We start from the raw sequence: 22,739 nt of genomic DNA, 5'->3' as shown, positions 1-22,739 counted from the left end.
GAGGGCCGGAGGGAGCGGTACGAAGCGCCGGTACGGGGCGGCTCAGCTGGTGCGGCCCTTGGCGTCGAACGCCTTCATCCGGTCCAGCACCCCGTCCGCCGTGGGGTGCATCATCTGGTCGACGATCGCCCCGTCGGCCAGGAAGATCACCCGGTCCGCGTAGGAGGCGGCGGCCGGGTCGTGGGTCACCATCACCACGGTCTGGCCCAGTTCGCGCACGGAGTTGCGCAGGAAGCCGAGGACCTCGGCGCCGGAGCGGGAGTCGAGGTTGCCGGTCGGCTCGTCACCGAAGATGATCTCGGGCTGCGAGGCGAGGGCGCGGGCCACCGCGACGCGCTGCTGCTGGCCGCCGGACAGCTCGGTGGGGCGGTGCTTCAGCCGCTCGGAGAGGCCCACCATGTCGATGACCTTGCGCAGCCACTCCTGGTCGGGCTTGCGGCCCGCGATGTCCATCGGCAGGGTGATGTTCTCCAGCGCGGTCAGCGTCGGCAGCAGGTTGAACGCCTGGAAGATGAAGCCGATCTTGTCCCGGCGCAGCTGGGTGAGCTGCTTGTCCTTGAGCGCCCCGAGCTCCGTCTCGCCGATGCGCACCGAACCGCCGCTGAAGCTGTCGAGGCCGGCCACGCAGTGCATCAGCGTGGACTTGCCGGAGCCCGACGGGCCCATGATCGCGGTGAACTCGCCCTGCGGGAAGTCCACGCTGACCCGGTCGAGGGCGGTCACCTTGGTCTCGCCCTCGCCGTAGACCTTCGACAGTTCCGTGGCGCGGGCGGCCACCGCGGTGGCGCGGTGAGCGGTGGACATGGTGGTCACGGCAGACTCCAGGATGGGGTGGGGGTACGGGACGGATGCCCGCCCGGCGGCCCGCCGCACGGCGGGACCCCGGGTCAGGGGTACCGCTCCATCGTCTCCGCCGTCCGGCCCCGGGTCGTCACTCCCGGTGCCCGTTCCCGGGGCCCTCTTGAGTCGCATCATCCGGGCCCCGGCGTCCTCCTGCGGTATGACATCGGGTCGGCGGCCCTAAGCCCGCGGCGCCCCCGTCGACCCGCGGGGCTCCAGCCGGGCCGTCGTGTCCTCGTGGCCCTCGGCCGCACCGTCGGTGACCAGGGCGAGCAGGGTGCGGGCCGCGTGGCCCCCGTACGCCGGGATGTCGCGGCTCAGCGCGGTCAGCGGGGGGCGGACGACCCGGGAGAGCTGGGAGTCGTCCCAGGCGACGAGGGAGAGGTCGCCGGGCACGTCGAGGCCCATCTCCTGGGCGACCGAGAGTCCGGCGACGGCCATGATGTCGTTGTCGTAGACGACTGCGGTGGGCCGCCGGGGCGAGCTGATCAGCCGGCGGGTGGCGTGCGCGCCGTCCTCGCCGGAGTAGCCGGTGTGCACGATGACCGGATCGCCGAGCCCGAGTTCGGCGCAGACCTCGCGCTGGGCCCGGTCGCGCAGCGCGGTGTGGCTGAGCTCCGGCATCCCGGCGACCCGGGCGACCGAGCGGTGGCCGAGCGCGGTGAGGTACGCGAAGGTGTCGCGGACGGCCGCCGCGTCGTCGGACCAGACGGCGGGCAGCGGTCCGGCCGCCGAGGGGTGGCCGATGACCACGGCGGGCAGGCCGAGTTCGGCGACGCCCTCGATGCGGGGGTCGGGGCCGCGCAGGTCGGTGAGGAAGACGCCGTCCACCCGGCCCTCGCCCCACCAGCGGCGGTAGACCTCCAGCTCCTGCGCCGGGTCGGTGACGACCTGGAGGAGCAGGGCGCAGCCGCGCGGCGAGAGCTCGGACTCGATGCCGCTGATCAGCTCCATGAAGAAGGGTTCGACGCCGAGCAGCCGGGCGGGCCGGCACAGCGCGAGGCCGACCGCGTCGGCTCGGGCGCGGGTGAGGGCGCGGGCCGCGCTGTTGGGCCGCCAGCCGATCTCCCGCGCGATGGCCTTGATGGCGGACCGGGTCGCGGGGGAGACGCCCGGCCGGTCGTTGAGCGCGTAGGACACCGCGACCTTGGACACCCCGGCGCGGGCCGCGATGTCGGCGATCGTGGGGCGGTGTTTGGGCATGCGACCTCGCTTAACCGGTTCGTGTACCAAGCACATCCTAGACGTCGGCCTTGACGAGCACAGCCGCCGGGTCCGAGGAAAGATCATTCAACTCCCCTGAGAAATAAAGAAATGGGAGCGCTCCCGCACCCTTGACAGGGGTTTCGCGCGGCCTTAACTTCACGGCACTTACCCGGTTCAGTAACTCCGCTCGGCAGGGACGGCGGGGAGAAGGAGGGACGATGGGCACGGGATTCCGGGGACGGATCGCGGCCACGCTCGCCGTGATCGCACTCGCCGCCACCGCGTGCACGGGGGGCGGCTCCTCGTCGGGCGGTTCGGGCGGTTCCGGGGGCGGCGCGCTTCCCCGTAACGAGACGCTCTACACCACTGGCACGCAGTGGGGGCCGCCGGCCAACTACAACCCGCTGCACAACTGGGACCACGCCACCGGCACCAAGGGCCTGGTCTACGAGACCCTGTTCCACTTCGACCCCAACGAGGGCAAGCTGACGCCCTGGCTCGCCGAATCGGGCGGCTGGACGGACGACAGGACCTACGAGGTGAAGCTGCGCCCCGGCATCACCTGGTCCGACGGCAAGCCGCTCACCGCGAAGGACGTCGCCTACTCCTACGAGATCGGCAAGATCGAGGCATCCTCCTTCCACACCCTGTGGAGCTGGCTGTCCGGCGCGGAGGCGGTGGACGCCACCACGGTCCGCTTCACCTTCAAGGAGGCCCGCTACCAGGAGTGGGACTTCACCCTCTACGGGCAGCCCGTCGTTCCCGAGCACATCTGGAGCAAACGCCCGGAGAAGGAGATCCTGGACGGCGTCAACGACAAGCCCGTCGGCACCGGCGCGTACACGCTCAAGAGCCACACCCAGGACCGGGTCGTCTGGCAGCGCCGCGACGACTGGTGGGGCGTGAAGGCCCTGTCCATGAAGCCCGCGCCCCGCTACATCGTGGACGTCTCCAACCCCAGCAACGAGGTCGTCATCGGCCAGCTCGGCCAGGGCCAGCTGGACCTGAGCAACAACTTCCTGCCCGGCGCCGCCTCCCTGGTCAAGAGCAAGAAGGTCGTCTCGTACTACGACGAGCCGCCCTACATGCTCTCCGCCAACACCGCCTGGCTGGTGCCCAACACCACCAGGAAGCCGATGGACGACGCCGCCTTCCGCAAGGCGCTCGCCGCCTCCGTCGACGTCGGGAAGATCGTCAAGGGCGTGTACGGGGGCCTGGTCAGGGCCGCCGACCCGACCGGGCTGCTCCCGCAGTGGGACACGTACATCGACAAGGACCTCGTTGCGAGCGAAGGCTTCACCTTCGACACCGCCAGGGCCAGGCAGCTCCTCGCGGACGCCGGCTACAAGGACACCGACGGCGACGGCCTGGTGGAGAACAAGGACGGCTCGAAGATCAGCCTGAAGCTGGCCGTGCCCACCGGCTGGACCGACTGGATGGAGGCCGCCAAGGTCATCGCCTCGTCCGCCAAGGCCGCGGGCATCAGGATCACCACCGAGTTCCCCGACGCCAACGCCCTCAACGAACAGCGCGGCAAGGGCGACTTCGACCTCGTCGTCAACAACGAGCGCCAGCTCTCCAGCACCCCGTGGACGTACTACGAGTACATGTTCCAGCTTCCCGTCCAGAAGCAGCAGAACACGGTCAACTTCGGCCGCTACGAGAACAAGGACGCCTGGAAGCTCGTCCAGCAGCTCGGCGCGGTGAAGACCGACGACACCGAGGGCATGAAGAAGGTCATCTCGAAGATCCAGGACATCCAGCTGAAGGAGATGCCCGTCATCCCCCTCTGGTACAACGGCCTGTGGGCCCAGTCCACCACCGGCACCTGGACCAACTGGCCCTCGGACGCCGAAGGCGCGCCCAAGTACGCCCCCGCGATGTGGCGCAACTGGCTGGAGATGGGCGGCTTCGAAGCGCTCACCCAGCTCAAGCCCGCCAAGTGACACGGCAGTTCCAAGCCCTGTCCTAGGGTCTGTCGTCGCATTCCCGCCTGCCGGCCCGCCCTCCGGGCGAACGACGGGAAGGTGACGACAGGCCCCAGGAGCGGCCGGCCCCGCGCCGGTCACTCCCATCCATGACCGCCCCGCCGTGCGCGTGCCGCCCTGACCGCCGCCCGCACGGCGGGGCTCTCTCCGGGGAGCCTCCTTGCGCCGCTACTTCGCCCGCAAACTTCTCATCTACGCGCTGACCTTCGTCGTCGCCGTCACCGTCAACTGGATGATCCCGCGCTTCATGCCGGGCGACCCGGTCGCCGCCATGGTGGCCCGCGCCCGCGTCTCGCAGCCCGAGGCCGTCGAGGCCATGCGCGCCTACTACAACAACCTCTTCGGCTTCGACGAGCCCGTCTGGCAGCAGTACCTGCACTTCTGGGGCGCGCTGCTCCAGGGCGACTTCGGTCTCTCCATCTGGGTGTTCCCCAAACCCGTCGCCGACGTGCTGCTCGACGCCCTCCCGTACACCCTCGGGCTGATGATCCCGGCCGTCCTGCTCAGCTGGTTCGTCGGCAACTGGGCCGGGGCGCTGGCCGCCCGCCGCAAGGTGCTCGACAACACCGTCCTCCCGGCCGGCTACCTGCTCACCGCCATGCCCTACATGTGGATCGCCGTCATCCTCGCCTGGGCGCTCGGCTCCAAGGCGGGCTGGTTCCCGATCTCCGGCGGCTACAGCCTCGACATCCAGCCGAACTGGTCCGTCGACTTCGCCGTGGACCTGTTCCAGCACTGGGTGCTGCCGTTCCTCTCGCTCTTCCTGGTCGCGCTCGGCGGCTGGGCCATCGGCATGCGCAACATGATCATCTACGAGCTGGAGTCCGACTACGCGTCCTATCTGTCGGCCCTCGGCGCACCCCAGCGCCTCATCCGCCGCTACGCCTTCCGCAACGCCGTCCTGCCCCAGATCACCGGACTCGCCCTCCAGCTGGGCGTCCTGGTGGCCGGAGCGCTCGTCACCGAGATCGTCTTCGCGTACCCCGGTCTCGGCTCGCTCATTCTCGCCGCGATCCAGAACCAGGACTTCTTCCTGCTCCAGGGCGCGTTCCTGTTCATCGTCATCGGCGTCCTGATCGCCAACTTCCTCATCGACGTCGTGTACGTCGTCGTGGACCCCCGTACCCGCACCGGCATGGCAGGAGGCCAGTCATGAGCACCGCGCCCGAACCGGCCGCCGAACCCGCCGAACCCGCCGCGCCCTCCGCTCCCGCGGCCCGCCCCGGCCGCGAGACGCTGCACTACGCCGTGCGCAACCCCAAGCTCCTCATCGGGTTCACCGTCGTCGTGCTGCTCCTGCTCGTCGGCCTCGTCGGGCCGCCGCTGCTCGACAACGCCGACCCCAACGAATACGTCGGCCCGCAGGCCGCCCCGCCCGACGGCACGTACTGGATGGGCACCACCACCTTCGGGCAGGACGTCTACGCCCAGTTCGTGCACGGGCTGCGCGCCACCTTCCTGGTCGGCGTCGTCGGCGGGGCCATCGCCGCCGTCATCGCCATGCTCGTCGGCTTCCTGGCCGGCTACCGGGGCGGAGCCGTGGACGAGATCCTCAACATGCTCACCAACGTGGTCCTCGTGCTGCCCGCCCTGGCCGTCCTGCTGATCATCAACGCCTACCTCGGGGTCCGCTCGGTCCCCGTACAGGGCCTGTTCATCGGGCTGACGTCCTGGCCGTGGGCGGCGCGGGCGATCCGGGCGCAGACGTTCTCGCTGCGCACCCGGGAGTTCGTGGACCTGGCCCGGCTCAGCGGCAGTGGCACCTGGCGGATCATCTTCCGCGAGATCGCGCCCAACATGAGCTCGTACCTCTTCATGATGTTCATCCTGCTGTTCGGCGGCTCCGTCCTGATCGCCTCCTCGCTCGACTTCATCGGGCTCGGCCCCACCGAGGGCGTCTCGCTCGGGCTGATGCTCCAGAGCGCACAGCAGTGGAGCGCGCTCCAGCTCGGCATGTGGTGGTGGTTCGTCCCGCCGGGCGCCGGGATCACCGCGATCGTCGGCGCGCTGTACGTCGCCAACGTCGGCCTCGACGAGGTCTTCAACCCGAAGCTCCGGGAGGCCTGAGCACATGACCACCACAGTTCTCCCGGAGGCCTGAGCACATGACCCTGACCGTGAGCGATCTCCGGGTCCACTACCGCACCCTGCGCGGTGAGGTCCGGGCCCTGGACGGCGTCTCCTTCGACCTCGCCGACGGGGAGATCCTGGGCCTGGCCGGCGAGTCCGGGTGCGGCAAGAGCACGCTCGGCAAGTCGCTGATCCGCCTCGACGGCCGGATGCGGCACGCGGGCGGCACCGTCACCCTCGACGGCGACGACGTGCCGGTGGCCGACGACCGGGCGATGAACGCCTTCCGCTTCCACCGCGTCTCGCTCGTCCCGCAGTACTCCATGAGCGCCCTCAACCCGACCCGGCGCATCGGCCGCATGATCCGCGAACTGCTCGCCTCGCGGGGCGTCGGCGTCGACACCGCCGAACTCCACCGCAGGCTCGACCTGGTGGGCCTGGACCACGACGTCCTGGACCGCTACCCGATCGAGCTGTCCGGCGGCATGAAACAGCGCACCGTGATGGTGATCTCCACCCTGCTCGACCCGTCCGTCCTCATCGCCGACGAGGTGACCTCCGCGCTCGACGTCTCCACCCAGCGGGCCGTCGTCGGCGCGCTCACCGGGCTGCGCGACAAGGGCCTGGTCACCAGCATGATCTTCGTGACCCACGACCTCGGCCTCACCTCGCACATCGCCGACTCCATCATGGTCATGTACGCGGGCAAGCTCGCCGAGAAGGCCCCCACGAAGGTCCTGACGACCGCGCCCCGCCACCCGTACACCAAGCTGCTGCTCGGCTCGCTCCCCGCAGTCGGCGCCCGGTACGCCGACCAGCCCCTCAAGGGCATCGCCGGCGCCCCGCCCTCCCTCCTGAACCCCCCGGCCGGCTGCCGCTTCCGCGACCGCTGCCCGGTCGCCGACGAGCGGTGCGCCGATGAACCGCCCGTCGTGGAGATCGCCCCCCGCCACTCCGTCGCATGCTGGAAGGCCTGATGCTGACCCTCGACCACGTCACCAAGACCTACCGCGCCGGAGCGTTCGGCGGCGGCTCCGTCACCGCCGTCGACCGGGTCTCCTTCACCGCCGCGCCCGGCGAGGTCGTCTCCCTCATCGGTGAGAGCGGCAGCGGCAAGTCCACCATCGGCCGGATGATCCTCGGCCTCACCGGGGTCAGCTCCGGCACCCTCACCCTGGACGGGCGGCGGGTGCGTCCCGGCAAGGACTTCTACCGCCGCGTCCAGGGCGTCTTCCAGGACCCCTTCTCCTGCTACAACCCCGTCTTCCGCGCCGACCGCGTCTTCGACCTGGTCCGCCGCGCCTACCACCCGGGCGTCGGCGACAAGGAGTGGGGCGACCGCGTCGAGAAGGCGGTACGGGACGTACGCCTGGACCCCGCCCAGGTCCTCGGCCGCTACCCGCACCAGCTCAGCGGCGGCCAGCTGCAACGTCTCCTCATCGCCCGCGCCCTCCTGCTCGACCTGAGCTTCCTGGTCGCCGACGAGATCACCAGCATGCTCGACGCCTCCACCCGCATCGACGTCCTCAACCTCCTGGCCGGACTCAAGGAACGCGGCCTCGGCGTCCTCTACATCACCCACGACCTCGCGCTGGGCACCTACCTCGCGGAGAAGACCGTCGTACTGCGGCGCGGACGCGTCGTGGAGCGCGGCGACACCCAGAAGGTCTTCGGCAACCCCCTCCACCCCTACACCCGCACCCTGCTGGCCGCCGTGCCCCGCCTCAACCAGCCGTGGGACCCGCCGGAGCCGGTCACGTCCTGCGCCTTCCACGAGGCGGGCGCCGCCACCACCGACCTGTACGAGACCGAGCCGGACCACTTCGTCGCCTGTGCCCAGCTCCCCGACTGCGGAAGGACCCCCGCGTGACCCTTCGCCACCTCCCCCTGCACGACGGCTGGACGCTGCGCCCCGCCGGACCCGTGCCCCTGGGGCTCCCCACAGGAGGCGTCCCCGCCACCGTCCCCGGCTGCGTCCACACCGACCTGCTCGCCGCCGGGCTCATCGACGACCCGTACCTGGACGACAACGAGAACCGGCTGACCTGGATCGGCCGCACCGACTGGACGTACCGCACCACCTTCGACTGGACCCCCGACGGACACGACCACGCCGCCCTGTGCTTCGACGGCCTCGACACCGTCGCCACGGTCCTGCTCAACGGCACCGAGGTGGGCCGCACCGCCAACCAGCACCGCTCCTACCGCTTCCCCGTCCGCCCGCTGCTCCGCGAGGGCGCCAACACGCTCGACGTACGCTTCACCGCCCCGTACACCTACGCCGAGGAGCTGCGCGACCGGCTCGGCGACCGCCCCGGCGCGTACGCGGAGCCGTACGCCTTCATCCGGAAGATGGCCTGCAACTTCGGCTGGGACTGGGGCCCGACGCTCGTCACGTCCGGCATCTGGCGCCCGGTGGCCCTGGAGACGTGGAGCGGCCCGCGCATCGCGTCCGTGAAGCTCCTCCCGGACCTGGACGCCGCCGGGGTGCCGCGCCTGACCGCCGAGCTGGAGATCGAACACGACGGCCTCGCACCGCTGTCCGGCGAGGTCGGGGTGGTCGGCGCGGGCGCCGTCTTCATCGCCACGGAGGACGAGCACCGCGTCTCGGTCACCCTCTCCGTCCCCCAGGCCGAGGTCTGGTGGCCGCACAGCCACGGTGAGCAGCCGCTGTACGAGGTGAAGGTCCGCGTCGGCGACGACGTCCGCCACCTTCGAACGGGCTTCCGTGCCGTCACCCTGGAACGCGAGGCGTTCCGCGTCTCCGTGAACGGCGAGCCGGTCTTCGTACGCGGCGTGAACTGGATCCCCGAGGACTGCTTCCCGGCCCGCCTCACCCGGCAGCGGATCTCCGAACGCCTCGACCAGGCGGTCGCCGCCCACGTCAACCTCGTCCGCGTCTGGGGCGGCGGTCTCTACGAGAGCGACGACTTCTACGAACTCTGCGACGAGAAGGGGCTGCTGGTCTGGCAGGACTTCCCGTTCGCCTGCGCCGCCTACCCGCAGGAGCAGCCGCTGTGGGACGAGGTGGCGGCCGAGGCCCGCGAGAACGTCACCCGGCTCGCCCCGCACCCTTCACTGATCCTGTGGTGCGGAAACAACGAGAACCTGGAGGGCCACGCCGACTGGGGCTGGCAGGAGGAGCTGGGCGACCGCACCTGGGGCCACGGCTACTACCACGACCTGCTGCCCTCGATCGTCGCCGCGACCGACCCGACCCGCCCGTACTGGCCGGGCTCCCCGTACTCCGGCACCCCCGACGCCCACCCGCAGGACCCCGAGCGGGGCACGATCCACATCTGGGACGTGTGGAACCGCGCCGACTACCTCGCCTACGCGGACCGGGTGCCGCGCTTCGTCGCCGAGTTCGGCTTCCAGGGCCCGCCCGCGTACGCCACCCTGCGCCGCGCGGTCAGCGGCCCGCTCACCCCCGACGCCCCGCTCCTGGCCCACCACCAGAAGGCGGACGACGGCAACGCCAAGCTGCTGCGCGGCCTGGGCGACCATCTGCCGCGGCCCGGCGACGACTTCGACGACTGGCACTGGCTCACCCAGCTCAACCAGGCCCGCGCCCTCGCCTTCGGCATCCGCCACTTCCGCTCGCACGCCCCGTACTGCATGGGCACGATCGTCTGGCAGCTCAACGACTGCTGGCCGGTCGTCTCCTGGTCGGCGGTCGACGGCGACGGCCGCCGCAAACCCCTGTGGCACGCGCTGCGTTCGGTCTACGCCGACCGCCTCATCGCCGTACGCGACGGCTCCGCCCACCTCGTCAACGACACCGCGACCCCGTGGACCGGCACCCTCCGCCTGACCCGGTACGCCCTGGACGGCACGGTCCTGGCCGAGGAGACGCAGCCGGTGACCGCCGCCCCCCGTACGACCACCCGCGTACCCCTGCCCCCGTCGGTGGCCACCCCCGCCGACCCCGCCCGCGAACTCCTGTCCGCCCGCCTGGACGACACCAGGACCCTGCACTTCCACGAGGAGGACACCCGGCTCGCGCTCCCGCCGGCGCGCTACGAGGTGACGGTGACGGAATCCGACGACGACGGCCTCCCGGCCTACCGCGTCGAGGTCACGGCGGGCACCCTGCTCCGCGACCTGTCCCTGTTCCCCGACCGCCTCCACCCGGACGCCGAGGCCGACGACATGCTCGTCACCCTCCTTCCGGGCGAGAGCACCGCATTCCGGGTCACCGGAGCGGCCCTGAAGGACCCGTCCGCCCTCGGCGCGCGCCCCGTCCTGCGGTGCGTGAACGACCGGATCGAGCCCTGAATTCGGCCACGGGGTGGCGCGCCCCTGGCGATCGGTGGCGCGCCCCTGGCGAAACGCCTGTGTCCGTGCGGCGACTTTCCGTCAATTCGGCCGTCGCCCCAGGGGTCCCACCACCTCGTCCGGGCATGAGGCCGCGCCTCCGACGTGCACTGACGGGGTCTCAAGCGATCGATAAATAAGACAACATCGAGCCACCGTCCGGCTGATCGGGGCGAGCCCCCCGGATAGGGTCATGTGCCAACGCGGAGCCGCGCGCCAAGCCCGGATGGTGGAATGCAGACACGGCGAGCTTAAACCTCGCTGCCCCTCGGGGGCGTACCGGTTCGAGTCCGGTTCCGGGCACCATCGCGCAGAGTGCTTGACCTGTATGAATGACCGGTTCTCCGCGTATACCTCGCGCGTGTGCACGGGATCCCTACGGCCGATTCGCGGCATGCGCGGATGCTGGTCCTCGGGAACGGCGCGCGAAGCGGGATGTTCCCGGCGGATCGGGTGGCTGTTGGGCTCGGCTGAACAGGCGTTGCCTCACCGGGCTTCGTCCTGGAAGCCGATGGGACAGGCCTCATGGGGCCGCCGGGGGCAGGCGATGACGGAGAGGGACACATAGACCTGGCTGTTCGTGTAGTAGCCCCAGATGATGTCCGCGCCCCTTTCCAGGCCGAGTGTCCGGTCCGCCCATGCCAGGCGCTCCTCCAGGAGGAACTGTGCGCCATCCACGGGCGGGCTGGACGTGGCGCCTTGCTTCAGCCAGTCGAGGGCGGCGGGAATCCGGTCGACGGTCCCGGCATGCTTGATCGATGTCTCGGAGAGGAAGTCCTTTACGGCGAACGGCGGGAACGTGGAGGGGGCTTCGCCACGTCGGCGCTGCGGATCGGTGTAGGCCTTCCCGGCGTATCGGAAGGTGTGCCAGTGGTTGTGGTGCTTCATGAGGGTGCGCTCCGTCAGGGGGTGAGGGGTAAGCGGCGGCCGAACGTGCCGGCGTCGAGGAGTTCGAGGGCGCCGTGGAGGTAGGTACGCAGGTATGCGACGGACTGCGTCGGGGTCGATGCCGCCTCCCGCAGCGGAACTTGTGCGCGCAGGGCCGGGTCGGCGAAGGCCAGCGCGGTGAGCTGCGCGGCCATGTCCTTGACGAGGTGCGCGAGGGTGCGTTCCTGGACGGCGACTGTCAGGTGGAGGCTCGGCTCGTCGCTCACGGCGTGTGGGGCGTGGATCCAGCCGCGGGGCAGCCAGAACACGTCGCCGGGCCGGAGCGTGTACTCCTGAGCCGGCGGTGTTGTGGCGAGGTACTCGACCTCTTCACGGGTGAAGCCGCGCGGCTCGTACTCGGCGCGGGCCGGGACAGGGTTTTCGACGAACGGCGGGTGGACGGGCCACGTCTTCTCGCCGTGCAGTTGCACGATGAGGGTGACGTACGAGTCGTAGTGGTAGCGAAACCCTTGCCGCCGTCCGGGGGTGAGGTATGCGTTCACGTGGACGTCGGCGCCGGTGTCGATGGCGATCGCTTCGCGCAGGGCGGCGATGGGCGGGCGGACGGTGTGCATGCGGCGCAGGCTCACGGTGCCGCCCTGGCGCAGGTGCCGGCGGATGTACCCCGGTTGGGGCATGTCGCCGTCGGTGTACGTGTAGCGCTGGATGAGGGTGCCGTCGCCGCCCGCGAGTTCGACGTTTCGGGCCGGTACGCAGCCGCTGTCGATCAGCTCGTCCACCTGGGCGAGGGTGAGCAGGCACTCGAAGCGGCTCGGGTCGTGGTGGAAGTGGAGGGGGCGGGTCGGCCACGGGTTCAGCGTGGTCGCCGGGTCCGGGATGAGGTCTGCGAGCACGCGCGGGATCCTTAAAACAAGTTCTGACAGCCGGCCCCGGGCCCGGCATGCGACGGCGAGGGCGCGCACCGGGCCCGGGGTGGTGTCGGTGGGTCAGCTCATGGCTTCGTCGCGCTGGGCGAGCCACCCGACGGCGAACTTCGTGATCTCGTCGGCGCTCATGCGCAGCTCGGGCTGCTCGGCCGTATCGGCGAGTTTGGTGTCGCGGAGCGCGTAGCCGCCGCCTGCGAGCGCGGCGATGGTCACGCACGACTCGACGTCGTTGCCCGAGTTGCCGCCGCAGAGGGCGGAGAACTCGCCGCTGACGGGGCGCTGGTACAACTCGGTCGTGTCCGGGGTGATGGGCATGGTGCCTCCTCGTGTCGGAACGGTTGTGCTGGTTCCCCGCCTCGGCCGCCGAATGGTGTCCGGTGTGTGCTCGTGGCGGGAGCTTGAGACCGCCGTGCGCAGAGCCGCCAGGGGACGTGCCGGCGCACGGCGGAGGTCATGGGGTGTGCCGGATCGCGGCGCTGAACGCGGCCACGGCGACGGCGGTGAGGACCGTCGCGAAGTCGATGGGCCCTCCGCCGCAGGCCTTGTCTCGTGCGGCACCGTGATGCTCACCCCGCCCCCCTCGATCGTGGCTTCCGTTTACCGGTCCACAAGCTTGGCCAGCGGCGATGCCTGATTCCACGACGTCGGGAACTCACGTGCCGATCACTGAAAATGACTGGGACTCACCTGGGAACCACCTTCGCGCCAGGCTGTTCCCGGGCACCCTGGAGAGGCGATAGTCACGGTGCCGAAAGGCGCTCGGTCGCTGACTCGGGAGGGCTCCATGGCGCAGCAGGAAGAGCCCAGAAGTCTGCTTCTTGCCCTCACGCTGGCGCGGAACTGGACCTACCGGGACGCGGCGAAGGAGTACCGCAGGATCGGCCGTCTTCTCGGCGGGGAACTCGACGACAACGATTACCGGACAGCAGACGTGGCCGAGGCGACGTGGCGGCGGTGGACGTGGGGAAGCGTGCGGCGCATCCCGAACTCCCCGACGCCCGCGATCTTGGAACGGATGTTCCCCGGCCACACGGTCCAGCAACTTCTCGCACCGCCTCCCGCGGCGGCGGTCACCTTGCAGCCCGCGCTCAACGAAAGCGATATCGCCATGACCGCACGCGACGCGGCAGCCCACGCCGGGGACGCCGCCTCGGCTCACCTACCGGAAATGACCCTGGACCAGATCGACGACGACGTCCGGGCCCTGGCGGTCGCGTACGAGACGACGGACCCGAGGGCGGCGTTCTTCGACTGTCGGACGCTCCTCACCGACGTACAGCACAAGCTGGAGCGCACGCGGCGGCCGCGTCAGAAGGAACGCCTCTATCTGGTGGCCGGCATGCTGTCGTCGCTGATGAGCGTGGCCGCCTTCGACCTGGCGACGCTCGGCGCGGCGGTCCAGTTCGCGCGGACGTCGGCGATGTATGGCGAGACGATCGAGCACGGGCCGTTGCAGGCGTACGCGAACGGGGTCCTTGCGTTCCTCTCGTACTGGAGCGGGCAGCCGACGACGGCGCTGCGTAACATCCGGACGGCGCACGGCTTCAGCGGTGTCGGCGACATGGGGCAGGTGCGGCTGCACGCGATCGAGGCGCGGGCCCATGCGCACCTCGGCCGTCCGCGTGAGGCGGAGAGGGCCATACAGGCTGCTCTCGAACCCGGCACGGGCCTGCACGACGACCTGCACGACGTCGGCGGCGAGTTCTCATTCGGGCCCGCCCGCGCGGCGATGAGCCACGCCACCACCTATCTGGTTCTCGGGGACTCCGAACGGGCGGAGGCGTCGGCCGAGCAAGCCCTCACGCTGCTTCAGGCAGAGGCGAGCCCCGACCGGCCGGTGCAGATGCAGGTCACGGTCGACCTTGCGCGGGCGCGGCTGCTGCGCGGAGAACTCGACGGTGTCAACGAGGCGCTCGGTCCGGTGTTCGGCACTGCTGCCGAGTGGCGCACGATCGGTCTCGTCGACCGACTCGCTCGGTTCCGCGTCCAACTCGTCGGCTCGCCGGCCGGGAAGGCGCACATGGGGCTGGAACTGGGTGAGCAGATCGAGGACTTCGTGTCCCTCGCCGCTGCCCGGCCGCTCTCCGGCCGCCGGGCAGTGATCGAGTCCTAGACCTGGGCGGCGGCCAGGATCTCGGCCTCCTTCTCAGGGGCGATGCCGTGCTGGTCCCACCGCGGGTGCTTCACGGGGCCGGGCCCGTCCTGCATCCACGACCACGTGTCGGTCACGGTGTCGGCGAGCGGCCGGCACACGAGCCCGGCCGTCTGCGCGCTGGTGGTGTCGACTGCCCATGCGCCGCCGGCGGTGCGCCACAGCGGCAGTTCAGTCCATTCCCGCACACCGTGCTGGGTGAGGACGGCGTCGGGGACCGGGACCGGGCGGCCGCTGCTGCCGGTGGCCGTCAGGCACGCGGTGAGGAAGCCGTCCATGGTGTCGCGGCTCTTCGGGGCGGCGAGGTTGAACGCGCCGGTGGGGGCTGTGAGGGCGAATGCGGCGACGTCGCGGACGTCGATGGGCTGGACGGTCCGCTCGGGCGGGCCGGGCAGCAGGATGTCGCCGCCGCGCTCGCAGCGGCTCAGCCACCACGGGAGGCGGCCGACGTACTCGCCGGGCCCGAGGATCACCCCGGGCCGCAGCAACGTCGTCCGGTCGTACCGGTAAGCGGCACGGACGGCGTGCTCGCTGCCGGCCTTCTGCTGACCGTAGTGAGCGGTGGGCCCGTCGCCTCGGCCGTAGTCGCGGCCGGCGTCGGCGGGGACGTCGTAGGTCGGGCTCGACTCGGTCAGGGGGGTGTTCGGCCAGCCCGTATACGCGTTGACGGTCGACACATACACGTAGTGGGCGGTGACCGGCTCCAGCGCGCGGGCCCCGGCGAGGACCTGAGCCGGAGCAAGTTCGGACGAGGAGGTGTCGATGACGAGGTCCCACGGGCCGTGTTCGGCGAGTCGGGCCAGGTCCTGGGCGCTGGTGCGGTCGCCGTGCACCGGGACGGTGCCGGGAAGGTCGGGGGCGCTGCGGCCGCGGTTGAACGCGGTCACCTCGTGGCCGGCTTCGAGGGCCTGCTTGGCGACGGCCCGGCCGAGGAACCAGGTGCCACCGAGGAGAAGGGTTCGCATGGCCACGATCCTGCCTGCCCGTCGCCCGGCCGGTCCGACCACCTCAAGATTCACACCACATCCCCCGACATCCGGACGAGAGGACAGAAACACCATGCCGATGGAAATCGCACGGGCGTGCGGGACGAGCCTCGCCGGCCCCGTCCCGCCGCCGGTGGTGCGTCCGGTGACCCCATGCCGTCGGGCCCTCGAATACGTCCTGCCAGTGGGCGGGTTCTACGCCGGCACCCGAGGCCGGCGCTCGACCACCGGTTGTCCACACAACATCCGATGATCCACGGCTGCCGGCCGCGCTCAGGCCGTCAGCGCCGTCACGCCGAGGGCGATCAGGGCCAGGACCTTGGCGGACTCCAGGGCGACGTAGTACAGGTGCGCGGTCGAGCGCGGCAGGTCCTCGCCGGCGAGTACGCGGTCCGAACGGCGGTTCAGGCGGGGGCGTACGAACGCGAGCTGGGCGGCCAGGAGGCAGGCGGAGACCGCGGTGAGGACGATGACGGCCGTTGTGGGCGAGCCGGTCGCGACCGCGACGATCAGGACGAGCGCGAGGGCGGCCTCGGTGAGGTTCAGGGCCCGGAAGACCAGCCGGCCGATGCCGAGGCCGATGGGGATCGTGACGCCGGGGGCCCGGAATTTCAGCGGTGCCTCGATGAAGGAGATCGCCAGCACCATCCCCAGCCAGACGAAGGTCACGGCTCCCGCCGTGGCCGCTGCTCCTGCGTTCATCGCGGCGATTCCTCTCTCTCGGGTGCGGCGCCGGCCGGGGCGAGGTGGGCCAGGCAGACGTCGGGTTCGGCGAATGGTTCGAGCCGGGTGGCCCGGACCGGGGCCCGCATCTCCGCCAACGCGCCCTGCATCAGACCGAGATGGAGCGGGCAGACGACCTGCCCGTGCTCCTCGGCCAGTTCGAGGAAGGGGCAGTGGCGCAGCCGGATCGCTCCGGGCACGGCCCCGGCGCCGCCCGGGGGTTCGGGGGCGAAACCCAGCTCGGTGAGCATGGCGGTCAGCCGGTCGACCGACTCCGCCGGGGCCGGGCGGTGGAACGGCGGGACCCGGCCGATCAGGTGCTTCCCCCAGGCACGCCCGGTCCGGGTGGCCTTCGCCCCGGCGTCCGCCCCGGCGGAGGCGAGCTCGCTGACGAGCATCCGGGCGAGCAGCTGGTAGCCCCGGACGCCGCCGCGGTCCATCCCGGGCCTGGGCGCGTAGAGCGTACGGGGCCGGCCGGGGCCGGAGGACTCCTCCTGGACGCCCTCGACGGCGCCCTGCGTCACGAGGGCGTCCAGATGGAACCGCACCGTGTTGGGGTGCACGCCGAGCCGCCCGGCCACCTCGGTGACGCCCAGCGGGACGGCTGAGGCGCGCAGCGCTTCCAGGACCGCTCGGCGTCGCGGACTCTGCGCCGCGTCCCTGCCGTCATGGGCCATGCCGGTCACCCTCCCTGGCTCCGGAGGCGGTCGGAAACCGCCGAGTGAAGAATTTTTCCAAATTCTACATGTAATAATCGCGTTCCCAGTTCCGGAAGGTGAACAGGAGCACTCCGCCATGGCGCCGTCAGCCGACATCCACATCGAGGCCACCGAGACCGACCCCGTAGTCCGTGCCCGGACCGCGATCAGCCGCGGGCACCGTGAACTGCTCGCCGGCCTCGCCGCGTTCACCGGCCCCGAACCGGCCGCCGGTCACGGGGAATCCGTGCACGCGGACCTGACCGGTTTCTGCACCGGCGAGCTGCGCAGCCACCTGTCCGCCGCCGACGCGACGCTCTACGCCGCAGCCTCCGGAGCCGCCGGCACGCGCCTGCTCGTACGGGCCCTGCGCACCGGCCGCGCCGCGCTCGACACCCGTATCGACGCGCTCGCCGCCACCGGGGACGCCGCTGCCGCGGTGCCGCTCGCGCGGGCGGTCGAGGCCGTGCTCGCCGTCCATCTGGAGGTCGAGGAGGCGGTCCTGGTGCCCGCGCTCGCCGCGCTGCCCGGCGCGGACCTGCCCGCCCTCGTCGAGGACATGGGCACCCTGCTCGCCGGCGGCCGGCTGGAGACCCCGGCGGTCATCGACGTCCGCGAGATCCCGCACGGACGCAGGCACCCGCGGATCTTCGCCCGGTTCGACCGGCTCGGCGCCGGAGAGTCCTTCACCCTGGTCAACAACCACGACCCCAAGCCACTGCGCCGCGAGTTCGAGGCCGCCCACCCCGGCGCCCACACCTGGGACTACGTCGAGTCCGGCCCCGAGATCTGGCAGGTCCGCATCGGAAGGCCGGGGCGGGCCGCGGCGGCGCGGTAGGCGTCAGGGGAGCGGGAAAAGGTGAGGGAAGAGCGCCCGGTGCGGGTGGGAAAGATCCTCCCCTGGCACTAGGCTCATTGCTTTGCCTACCCATTACTCTTATGGGAAGGCCACGCTGGGTGGCCATGGAGGAGTGAGATGAGGAGCAGCAACCCGGTCTTCTCGCGACGGGGCTTCAGCCGCGACAACGGTCACGCCGGTTTCAACGCGTCACCGCAGGCCGGGGCCCCCGCAGCGGGCGCCAACCCGTACGCGCAGGGCACCGCCCCGAACCCGTACGCCACGAACCCCTACGCACCCGCGGGCGGCGTCCCACAGGCGCCGGCGCGCTCCGGCGTGATGACGATCGACGACGTCGTCACCCGTACCGCGATGACGCTGGGCACGGTCGTCGTCGGTGCCGCGCTCGCCTGGGCGCTGCTGCCGGTCGACGAGGCGAACCTCAACAAGTCGTACGGCATCGCGATCGGCGCCGCGATCATCGCGTTCGTGCTGTCGCTCGTCCAGTCCTTCAAGCGCAAGCCCGTACCCGCGCTGATCATCTCGTACGCCGCCTTCGAGGGTGTGTTCCTCGGGGTCATCTCCAGCGCGGTCAGCACCTACATCGGACCGGGCGTCGTGATGCAGGCGGTGATGGGCACCATGTGTGTCTTCGCCGGTGTGCTCCTCGCGTACAAGATGCGCTGGATTCGCGTGACCCGCCGGTTCTACGGCTTCGTGATGGCCGCCGCCATGGGCTTCATGCTCCTGATGGTGGTCAACCTGCTCTTCGCCGCCTTCGGTGGCGGTGACGGCCTCGGCTTCCGCAGCGGCGGCCTCGGCATCCTCTTCGGTGTCATCGGCATCATCCTCGGCGCCTGCTTCCTGGCCCTCGACTTCAAGCAGGTCGAGGACGGCATCGCGTACGGCGCCCCGCGCGAGGAGTCCTGGCTGGCCGCCTTCGGCCTCACCATGACCCTGGTGTGGATCTACCTGGAGATGCTGCGCCTGCTCTCCATCCTCAGCGGCGACGACTGACCACCCCGGGACCGTCGAAGCGGCCCGCGGACTCCGGACGGAGCCTGCGGGCCGCTTCGCGTGTGCGGGGTAGGGTCGGCGGGTGCTCGATACGACTGCCCTGATCACCGCCGTGGACCGATTCGCCGACCGGCTGCGCGCCGCCCCGCAGAGCAGGCTGCGGCGGGGAGCGGCGGCCGAGGGACTGGCCGCGGCGCGGGAGCTGGCGGCGCGGGCGCAGCGCGCCGAGGCGCCGGACCGGGAGCCGAGGGTCATGCCGGACGCCGGGATGTTCGCGGTCGGCGACCAGCTCGCCGTCGCGGGGCGCGATCTGGCGGTGGCACTGGAAACGGCCCCGTCCGTCGAGCTGGACGAGGCCGTGCGATGCGTCGAGGAGGCCGCCGCGCGGGCCTTCGCGTAGGGGGCGGCACGCGCGGGGTCCGAGGGCGGCCGGCGAGTGCCGCTCCCGGTGGGGTGGGGGTGGAGCCGGAGACCGGTCGGAGCGCTAGAAGCTCGCTATGACGCGGTCGGCCAGTATGTAGACGTTCTCCCGGCCGCACGAGAACGTCAGCGCGTACGCGCCGGAGACACCGGAACCGCCCAGCAGCACCGGGTGCTCACCCGCGCGCAGCGACTCGGCCAGACGCTCGGCCGTCTCGCGGTGGCCGGGGGTCATGCAGAGCGTGGTGCCGTCGGCGAACACGTAGACGTCGAGCGTGCCGAGCGGGCCGGGGCGCACGTCGGAGAGCTCGGTGCGGCTGTCGGCCAGCTCCTCCAGGCGGTTCACCGTGCGCTCGTGGTCGGTGACGACGGGTGTCTGCACCGGCACGAAGTCGGGGTGCGAGGGGTGGCGGCGGCGGGCCGCGGCCAGCTCGGGGGAGTCCTCGGCGAACTCCGCGGTCTCCGGCAGCTCGGCCATGTCCGTCAGCTCCGTCACCCCGGCGAGCTCGGTCAGCTCGTCCAGCGCCTCGGTGGCGTCGAGGTCCATCGATTCGAGACCGGCGAAGTCGCTCTGGCGGGGCATGAAGAACGGCGCGTCCTCGCCCAGACCGGCCAGACCGCCCAGCAGCGAGGGGGCGTCGGCGGCGTCCCGCGCCTCCTGGGAGGCCCAGAACGCACGGGCCTCGGCGAGCTCCCGCTCCCGCTCCTCGGCCAGCGCGTCGGCGACCGCCGCGCGTATTTCTTCGGCGGAGGTGGTGTCATGGCGACTCTGAGCGGGTACCGCCGTTGTACGGGCGTGGCCGTCGGCCAGCTCCTTCCGCAGGGCCGAAACCTGCTTGCGCAGCCCGTGAGCGGCGTGCAGAGCGGCGGCGCCCACGGCCGTGGCGGCGGCGGTGGTCAGCAACAGGGCAAGAGGCATGGCGCTCACTGACTTACTCCCGGTTTCAATCGATCCTCCGACTTCCTACATCAGCTTGTGCCCCAACGGCACCCTGTGTCAGTGCATTACGTCACGAATTGGACAGGTCTTTGTGCCCGGGGTACCCCCCTGGTGTGGGTGTGACCTGCGGAAATGGCTCTCCCCCAGGAGATAGATCACATCCTGGGGGAGATTCGGTCACGGTCGGGGCTCGGAACCGGCCACCGCGTCGCGCGGGGCCGGAAGGCCGGGTCCGCTCAGCTCAGGCGCTCGATGACCATCGCCATGCCCTGGCCGCCGCCGACGCACATGGTCTCCAGGCCGAACTGCTTGTCGTGGAACTGGAGGCTGTTGATCAGCGTGCCGGTGATCCGCGCGCCGGTCATGCCGAAGGGGTGGCCGACGGCGATGGCGCCGCCGTTGACGTTGACCTTCTCCAGCGGCAGGCCGAGGTCCCGGTAGGAGGGGATGACCTGCGCGGCGAACGCCTCGTTGATCTCGGCCAGGTCGATGTCACCGATGGTCAGCCCGGCCCGCTTCAGCGCCTGCTTGCTCGCCTCGACGGGGCCGTAGCCCATGATCTCGGGGGAGAGGCCGGAGACCCCGGTGGAGACGATCCGGGCCAGCGGGGTCAGGCCCAGCTCGCGGGCCTTGGTGTCGGACATGATCACGAGCGCGGCGGCGCCGTCGTTGAGCGGGCAGCAGTTGGCGGCCGTGACCAGGCCGTCGGGGCGGAAGACGGGCTTGAGGCCCTGGACGCCCTCCAGCGTGACGCCCGCGCGCGGCCCGTCGTCCTTCGCGACGACCGTGCCGTCCGGCGTCGTCACCGGGGTGATCTCGCGCTCCCAGAAGCCGTTCTTCAGGGCCTCCTCGGCGAGGTTCTGCGACCGTACGCCGAACTCGTCCATGTCCTGGCGGGTGATGCCCTTGAGCCGGGCGAGGTTCTCCGCGGTCTGGCCCATCGCGATGTACGCGTCCGGGACCAGGCCGTCCTCGCGCGGGTCGTGCCAGCTCGCGCCGGACTCCTCGGCGCGGGCCGCGGTGCGGGCCTCGGCCTCGGCGAAGAGCGGGTTGTGCGTGTCCGGCAGGCTGTCGGAGTTGCCCTTGGTGAAGCGGGACACCATCTCGACACCGGCCGAGAGGAACACGTCGCCCTCGCCGGCCTTGATGGCGTGCAGGGCCATGCGGCTGGTCTGGAGCGAGGAGGAGCAGTAGCGGGTGACCGTACAGCCGGGAAGGTGGTCCATTCCCATCTGTACGGCGACGACGCGGCCCAGGTTGTTGCCCTGCTCGCCGCCGGGCAGGCCGCAGCCGAGCATCAGGTCGTCGATGTCCTTCGGGTCCAGCTCGGGGACCTTGGCCAGTGCGGTCCGGATGATCGTGGCGGTCAGGTCGTCCGCACGCAGGTCCTTCAGCGACCCCTTGAAGGCCCGGCCGATGGGCGAGCGGGCGGCAGAGACGATCACGGCTTCGGGCATCACGCGGCTCCATGAGGGCTGGAAGGCTGTCTGGCACGACTGCTCTGGAAGTTACCCGGACGTACCTCCGAGGTCACCCGACGCGGCATGTGATGCGGACCTCTTTTCTAAGCAACCGCTCAGTCAGCTCTCTCACGCGTGGCGCGGCGAGGTGCCCGTGTCGGTGCCGGAATGGCGTTCGAGCCGCGTGGAGCCACCGGCCTCCGGGTCCGGACGCGGTTCCGTGGGCGCGGGCAGGCGCCGTCGCCTGCGGTGCTTGAGCAGCGCCCAGGGCGCGCGGGCCCCGGTGACCTCCGTACCGGCCTCCTTGGCCGCCTGGGAGGCCGCCTTGGCCACCGGCAGCATGCCCTCGCTGCGGGCGCCGTCCAGCCGGTCCGTCTCCGGCCACAGGCCCAGCACCGCGCAGAGCGTCGGCAGGACCGCCATGGACGCCGTCGCGTACCCCTCGGCGGAGGGGTGGTAGTTGTCCGGGCCGAACAGCTCCCTCGGGTTCGCCTCGAACTCCGGCCCCAGCAGGTCGCCCAGCGACACCGTGCGCCCGCCCTGCTCCACCGCGCCGATCGTCTGGGCCGCGGCGAGCTGTCGGCTCACCCGCCGGGCCAGCCAGCGCAGCGGCTGGTAGACCGGCTCGATCGTGCCCAGGTCCGGACAGGTCCCGACGACGACCTCGGCACCGGCCGTCCGCAGCCTGCGCACCGCCGTGGTCAGACAGCGCACCGACTGCGTGGCGGGCATCCGGTGCGTCACATCGTTCGCGCCGATCATGATCACGCACACGTCCGGCATCCGGGACGGGTCCGCGAGCAGCAGCGAGACCTGCCGCTCCAGATCGTCCGACCGGGCCCCCGGCAGCGCGACATTGCGCAGATCCACCGGCCGCTCCGACACCGCCGCGAGCCCCGAGGCCAGCAGCGCCCCCGGGGTCTGCCCGGCCCTGCGCACCCCCTGCCCGGCCGCCGTGGAGTCCCCGAGCAGCCCGAAGCGCAACGGCTCCGCCGGCCCCGCGAACGCCACCCCGTACCGCCCGTCCGCGCTCGGCGGGACCGGGGCGACCCCGCCGCCCACCAGCCGCTTCGCCAGCTGGACCTCCGCCAGCAGGACACCCACCGCCGCGGCCCCCAGCAGCCCGATGCTGCCACCGCCGTAGGCCGCGCCCGCCGCGATCCGCCGTGCCACCCTTGCCGTCGACACAGTCCGGTCCACCTCCTCGTCCCACGTACCGCCGTACAGCCGTACACAGAGCTACCTGCCCGCTACCGGCCGTCGTTCAATC

At 71.2% G+C, this 22,739-nt stretch carries 21 protein-coding genes and 1 tRNA gene; 11 read left to right on the top strand and 11 right to left on the bottom strand.

All coding sequences use genetic code 11. The features are described from left to right. Window positions 1–42: 42 nt before the first annotated feature. Complete coding sequence (locus tag P8A18_RS12670) at window positions 43–813, bottom strand: ABC transporter ATP-binding protein (RefSeq protein ID WP_018553026.1); 771 nt, start codon at window positions 811–813, stop codon at window positions 43–45. Between the two features lie 207 nt (window positions 814–1,020). Beyond that, window positions 1,021–2,043 carry a LacI family DNA-binding transcriptional regulator gene (locus P8A18_RS12665; protein WP_306054242.1) on the bottom strand — a complete coding sequence of 341 codons (1,023 nt, stop codon included), beginning with the start codon at window positions 2,041–2,043 and terminating at the stop codon, window positions 1,021–1,023. 221 nt (window positions 2,044–2,264) lie between these two features. Between P8A18_RS12665 and P8A18_RS12660 the strand changes: the two genes are divergently transcribed. The 7 genes from P8A18_RS12660 (at window position 2,265) to P8A18_RS12630 (ending at window position 10,727) form a co-directional block, all read left to right on the top strand. Beyond that, on the top strand, window positions 2,265–3,992 hold the full coding sequence (locus P8A18_RS12660; protein WP_306054240.1) for an ABC transporter substrate-binding protein: 1,728 nt from the start codon (window positions 2,265–2,267) through the stop codon (window positions 3,990–3,992). 202 nt (window positions 3,993–4,194) lie between these two features. Then, window positions 4,195–5,190: an ABC transporter permease gene (locus P8A18_RS12655; protein ID WP_306054238.1), complete on the top strand. Its 996-nt coding sequence runs from the start codon at window positions 4,195–4,197 to the stop codon at window positions 5,188–5,190. Beyond that, the gene (locus tag P8A18_RS12650) at window positions 5,187–6,101 is read left to right on the top strand and encodes an ABC transporter permease (protein ID WP_306054236.1); all 915 of its coding nucleotides are present in this window, start codon (window positions 5,187–5,189) and stop codon (window positions 6,099–6,101) included. The genes P8A18_RS12655 and P8A18_RS12650 overlap by 4 nt, the downstream gene beginning before the upstream one ends. A gap of 38 nt (window positions 6,102–6,139) precedes the next feature. Continuing rightward, window positions 6,140–7,081, top strand: coding sequence for an ABC transporter ATP-binding protein (locus P8A18_RS12645; RefSeq protein ID WP_306054234.1), 942 nt, complete (start codon window positions 6,140–6,142; stop codon window positions 7,079–7,081). After that, window positions 7,066–7,974, top strand: coding sequence for an ATP-binding cassette domain-containing protein (locus tag P8A18_RS12640; protein ID WP_018553020.1), 909 nt, complete (start codon window positions 7,066–7,068; stop codon window positions 7,972–7,974). The genes P8A18_RS12645 and P8A18_RS12640 overlap by 16 nt, the downstream gene beginning before the upstream one ends. Beyond that, window positions 7,971–10,382: a beta-mannosidase gene (locus P8A18_RS12635; protein WP_306054232.1), complete on the top strand. Its 2,412-nt coding sequence runs from the start codon at window positions 7,971–7,973 to the stop codon at window positions 10,380–10,382. The genes P8A18_RS12640 and P8A18_RS12635 overlap by 4 nt, the downstream gene beginning before the upstream one ends. 259 nt (window positions 10,383–10,641) lie before the next feature. Beyond that, window positions 10,642–10,727, top strand: a tRNA-Leu gene (locus P8A18_RS12630). A 180-nt stretch (window positions 10,728–10,907) separates the two neighbouring features. Here the strand turns inward: P8A18_RS12630 and P8A18_RS12625 are convergent. The 3 genes from P8A18_RS12625 to P8A18_RS12615 form a co-directional block, all read right to left on the bottom strand. After that, on the bottom strand, window positions 10,908–11,309 hold the full coding sequence (locus P8A18_RS12625) for a hypothetical protein (RefSeq protein ID WP_306054230.1): 402 nt from the start codon (window positions 11,307–11,309) through the stop codon (window positions 10,908–10,910). A gap of 14 nt (window positions 11,310–11,323) precedes the next feature. Beyond that, a complete protein-coding gene (locus P8A18_RS12620; RefSeq protein WP_306054228.1) occupies window positions 11,324–12,202 on the bottom strand; it encodes a JmjC domain-containing protein in 879 nt (292 codons plus the stop codon). 93 nt (window positions 12,203–12,295) lie between these two features. Beyond that, a complete protein-coding gene (locus P8A18_RS12615; RefSeq protein ID WP_306054226.1) occupies window positions 12,296–12,550 on the bottom strand; it encodes a DUF397 domain-containing protein in 255 nt (84 codons plus the stop codon). A 469-nt stretch (window positions 12,551–13,019) separates the two neighbouring features. Here P8A18_RS12615 and P8A18_RS12610 point away from each other — a divergent pair, with 469 nt between their 5' ends. Next, entirely contained in the window at window positions 13,020–14,348 is a 1,329-nt protein-coding gene (locus tag P8A18_RS12610; RefSeq protein WP_306054224.1) for an NsdA family TPR-like regulatory protein, read from the top strand. Here P8A18_RS12610 and P8A18_RS12605 read toward each other — a convergent pair. The 3 genes from P8A18_RS12605 to P8A18_RS12595 all read right to left on the bottom strand — a co-directional run bounded on the left by P8A18_RS12605 (window position 14,345) and on the right by P8A18_RS12595 (window position 16,773). After that, a complete protein-coding gene (locus tag P8A18_RS12605) occupies window positions 14,345–15,352 on the bottom strand; it encodes an NAD-dependent epimerase/dehydratase family protein (protein ID WP_306054222.1) in 1,008 nt (335 codons plus the stop codon). The two genes, P8A18_RS12610 and P8A18_RS12605, sit on opposite strands and share 4 nt — an antisense overlap. A gap of 294 nt (window positions 15,353–15,646) precedes the next feature. Continuing rightward, window positions 15,647–16,075 carry a hypothetical protein gene (locus P8A18_RS12600; RefSeq protein WP_306054220.1) on the bottom strand — a complete coding sequence of 143 codons (429 nt, stop codon included), beginning with the start codon at window positions 16,073–16,075 and terminating at the stop codon, window positions 15,647–15,649. Continuing rightward, window positions 16,072–16,773 carry a helix-turn-helix transcriptional regulator gene (locus tag P8A18_RS12595; protein WP_306054218.1) on the bottom strand — a complete coding sequence of 234 codons (702 nt, stop codon included), beginning with the start codon at window positions 16,771–16,773 and terminating at the stop codon, window positions 16,072–16,074. The genes P8A18_RS12600 and P8A18_RS12595 overlap by 4 nt, the downstream gene beginning before the upstream one ends. A gap of 118 nt (window positions 16,774–16,891) precedes the next feature. Here P8A18_RS12595 and P8A18_RS12590 point away from each other — a divergent pair, with 118 nt between their 5' ends. The 3 genes from P8A18_RS12590 to P8A18_RS12580 all read left to right on the top strand — a co-directional run bounded on the left by P8A18_RS12590 (window position 16,892) and on the right by P8A18_RS12580 (window position 19,049). Next, complete coding sequence (locus P8A18_RS12590) at window positions 16,892–17,632, top strand: DUF2249 domain-containing protein (protein ID WP_306054216.1); 741 nt, start codon at window positions 16,892–16,894, stop codon at window positions 17,630–17,632. A gap of 138 nt (window positions 17,633–17,770) precedes the next feature. Next, the gene (locus P8A18_RS12585) at window positions 17,771–18,649 is read left to right on the top strand and encodes a Bax inhibitor-1/YccA family protein (protein WP_306054213.1); all 879 of its coding nucleotides are present in this window, start codon (window positions 17,771–17,773) and stop codon (window positions 18,647–18,649) included. Between the two features lie 82 nt (window positions 18,650–18,731). After that, a complete protein-coding gene (locus P8A18_RS12580) occupies window positions 18,732–19,049 on the top strand; it encodes a hypothetical protein (RefSeq protein ID WP_306054212.1) in 318 nt (105 codons plus the stop codon). An 84-nt stretch (window positions 19,050–19,133) separates the two neighbouring features. Here P8A18_RS12580 and P8A18_RS12575 read toward each other — a convergent pair whose 3' ends face one another. The 3 genes from P8A18_RS12575 to P8A18_RS12565 all read right to left on the bottom strand — a co-directional run bounded on the left by P8A18_RS12575 (window position 19,134) and on the right by P8A18_RS12565 (window position 22,642). Then, window positions 19,134–19,973: a hypothetical protein gene (locus tag P8A18_RS12575; protein WP_306060863.1), complete on the bottom strand. Its 840-nt coding sequence runs from the start codon at window positions 19,971–19,973 to the stop codon at window positions 19,134–19,136. A gap of 272 nt (window positions 19,974–20,245) precedes the next feature. Further along, window positions 20,246–21,466 carry an acetyl-CoA C-acetyltransferase gene (locus P8A18_RS12570; protein WP_306054210.1) on the bottom strand — a complete coding sequence of 407 codons (1,221 nt, stop codon included), beginning with the start codon at window positions 21,464–21,466 and terminating at the stop codon, window positions 20,246–20,248. Between the two features lie 132 nt (window positions 21,467–21,598). Beyond that, the gene (locus tag P8A18_RS12565; RefSeq protein WP_306060861.1) at window positions 21,599–22,642 is read right to left on the bottom strand and encodes an SGNH/GDSL hydrolase family protein; all 1,044 of its coding nucleotides are present in this window, start codon (window positions 22,640–22,642) and stop codon (window positions 21,599–21,601) included. Window positions 22,643–22,739: the final 97 nt, after the last annotated feature.

The organism is Streptomyces sp. Mut1, assembly GCF_030719295.1.
Taxonomy (GTDB): Bacteria; Actinomycetota; Actinomycetes; order Streptomycetales; family Streptomycetaceae; genus Streptomyces; species Streptomyces castrisilvae.
Note: the sequence above shows the minus strand (reverse complement) of the source record. Positions and strands in the feature narration are given on the sequence as shown.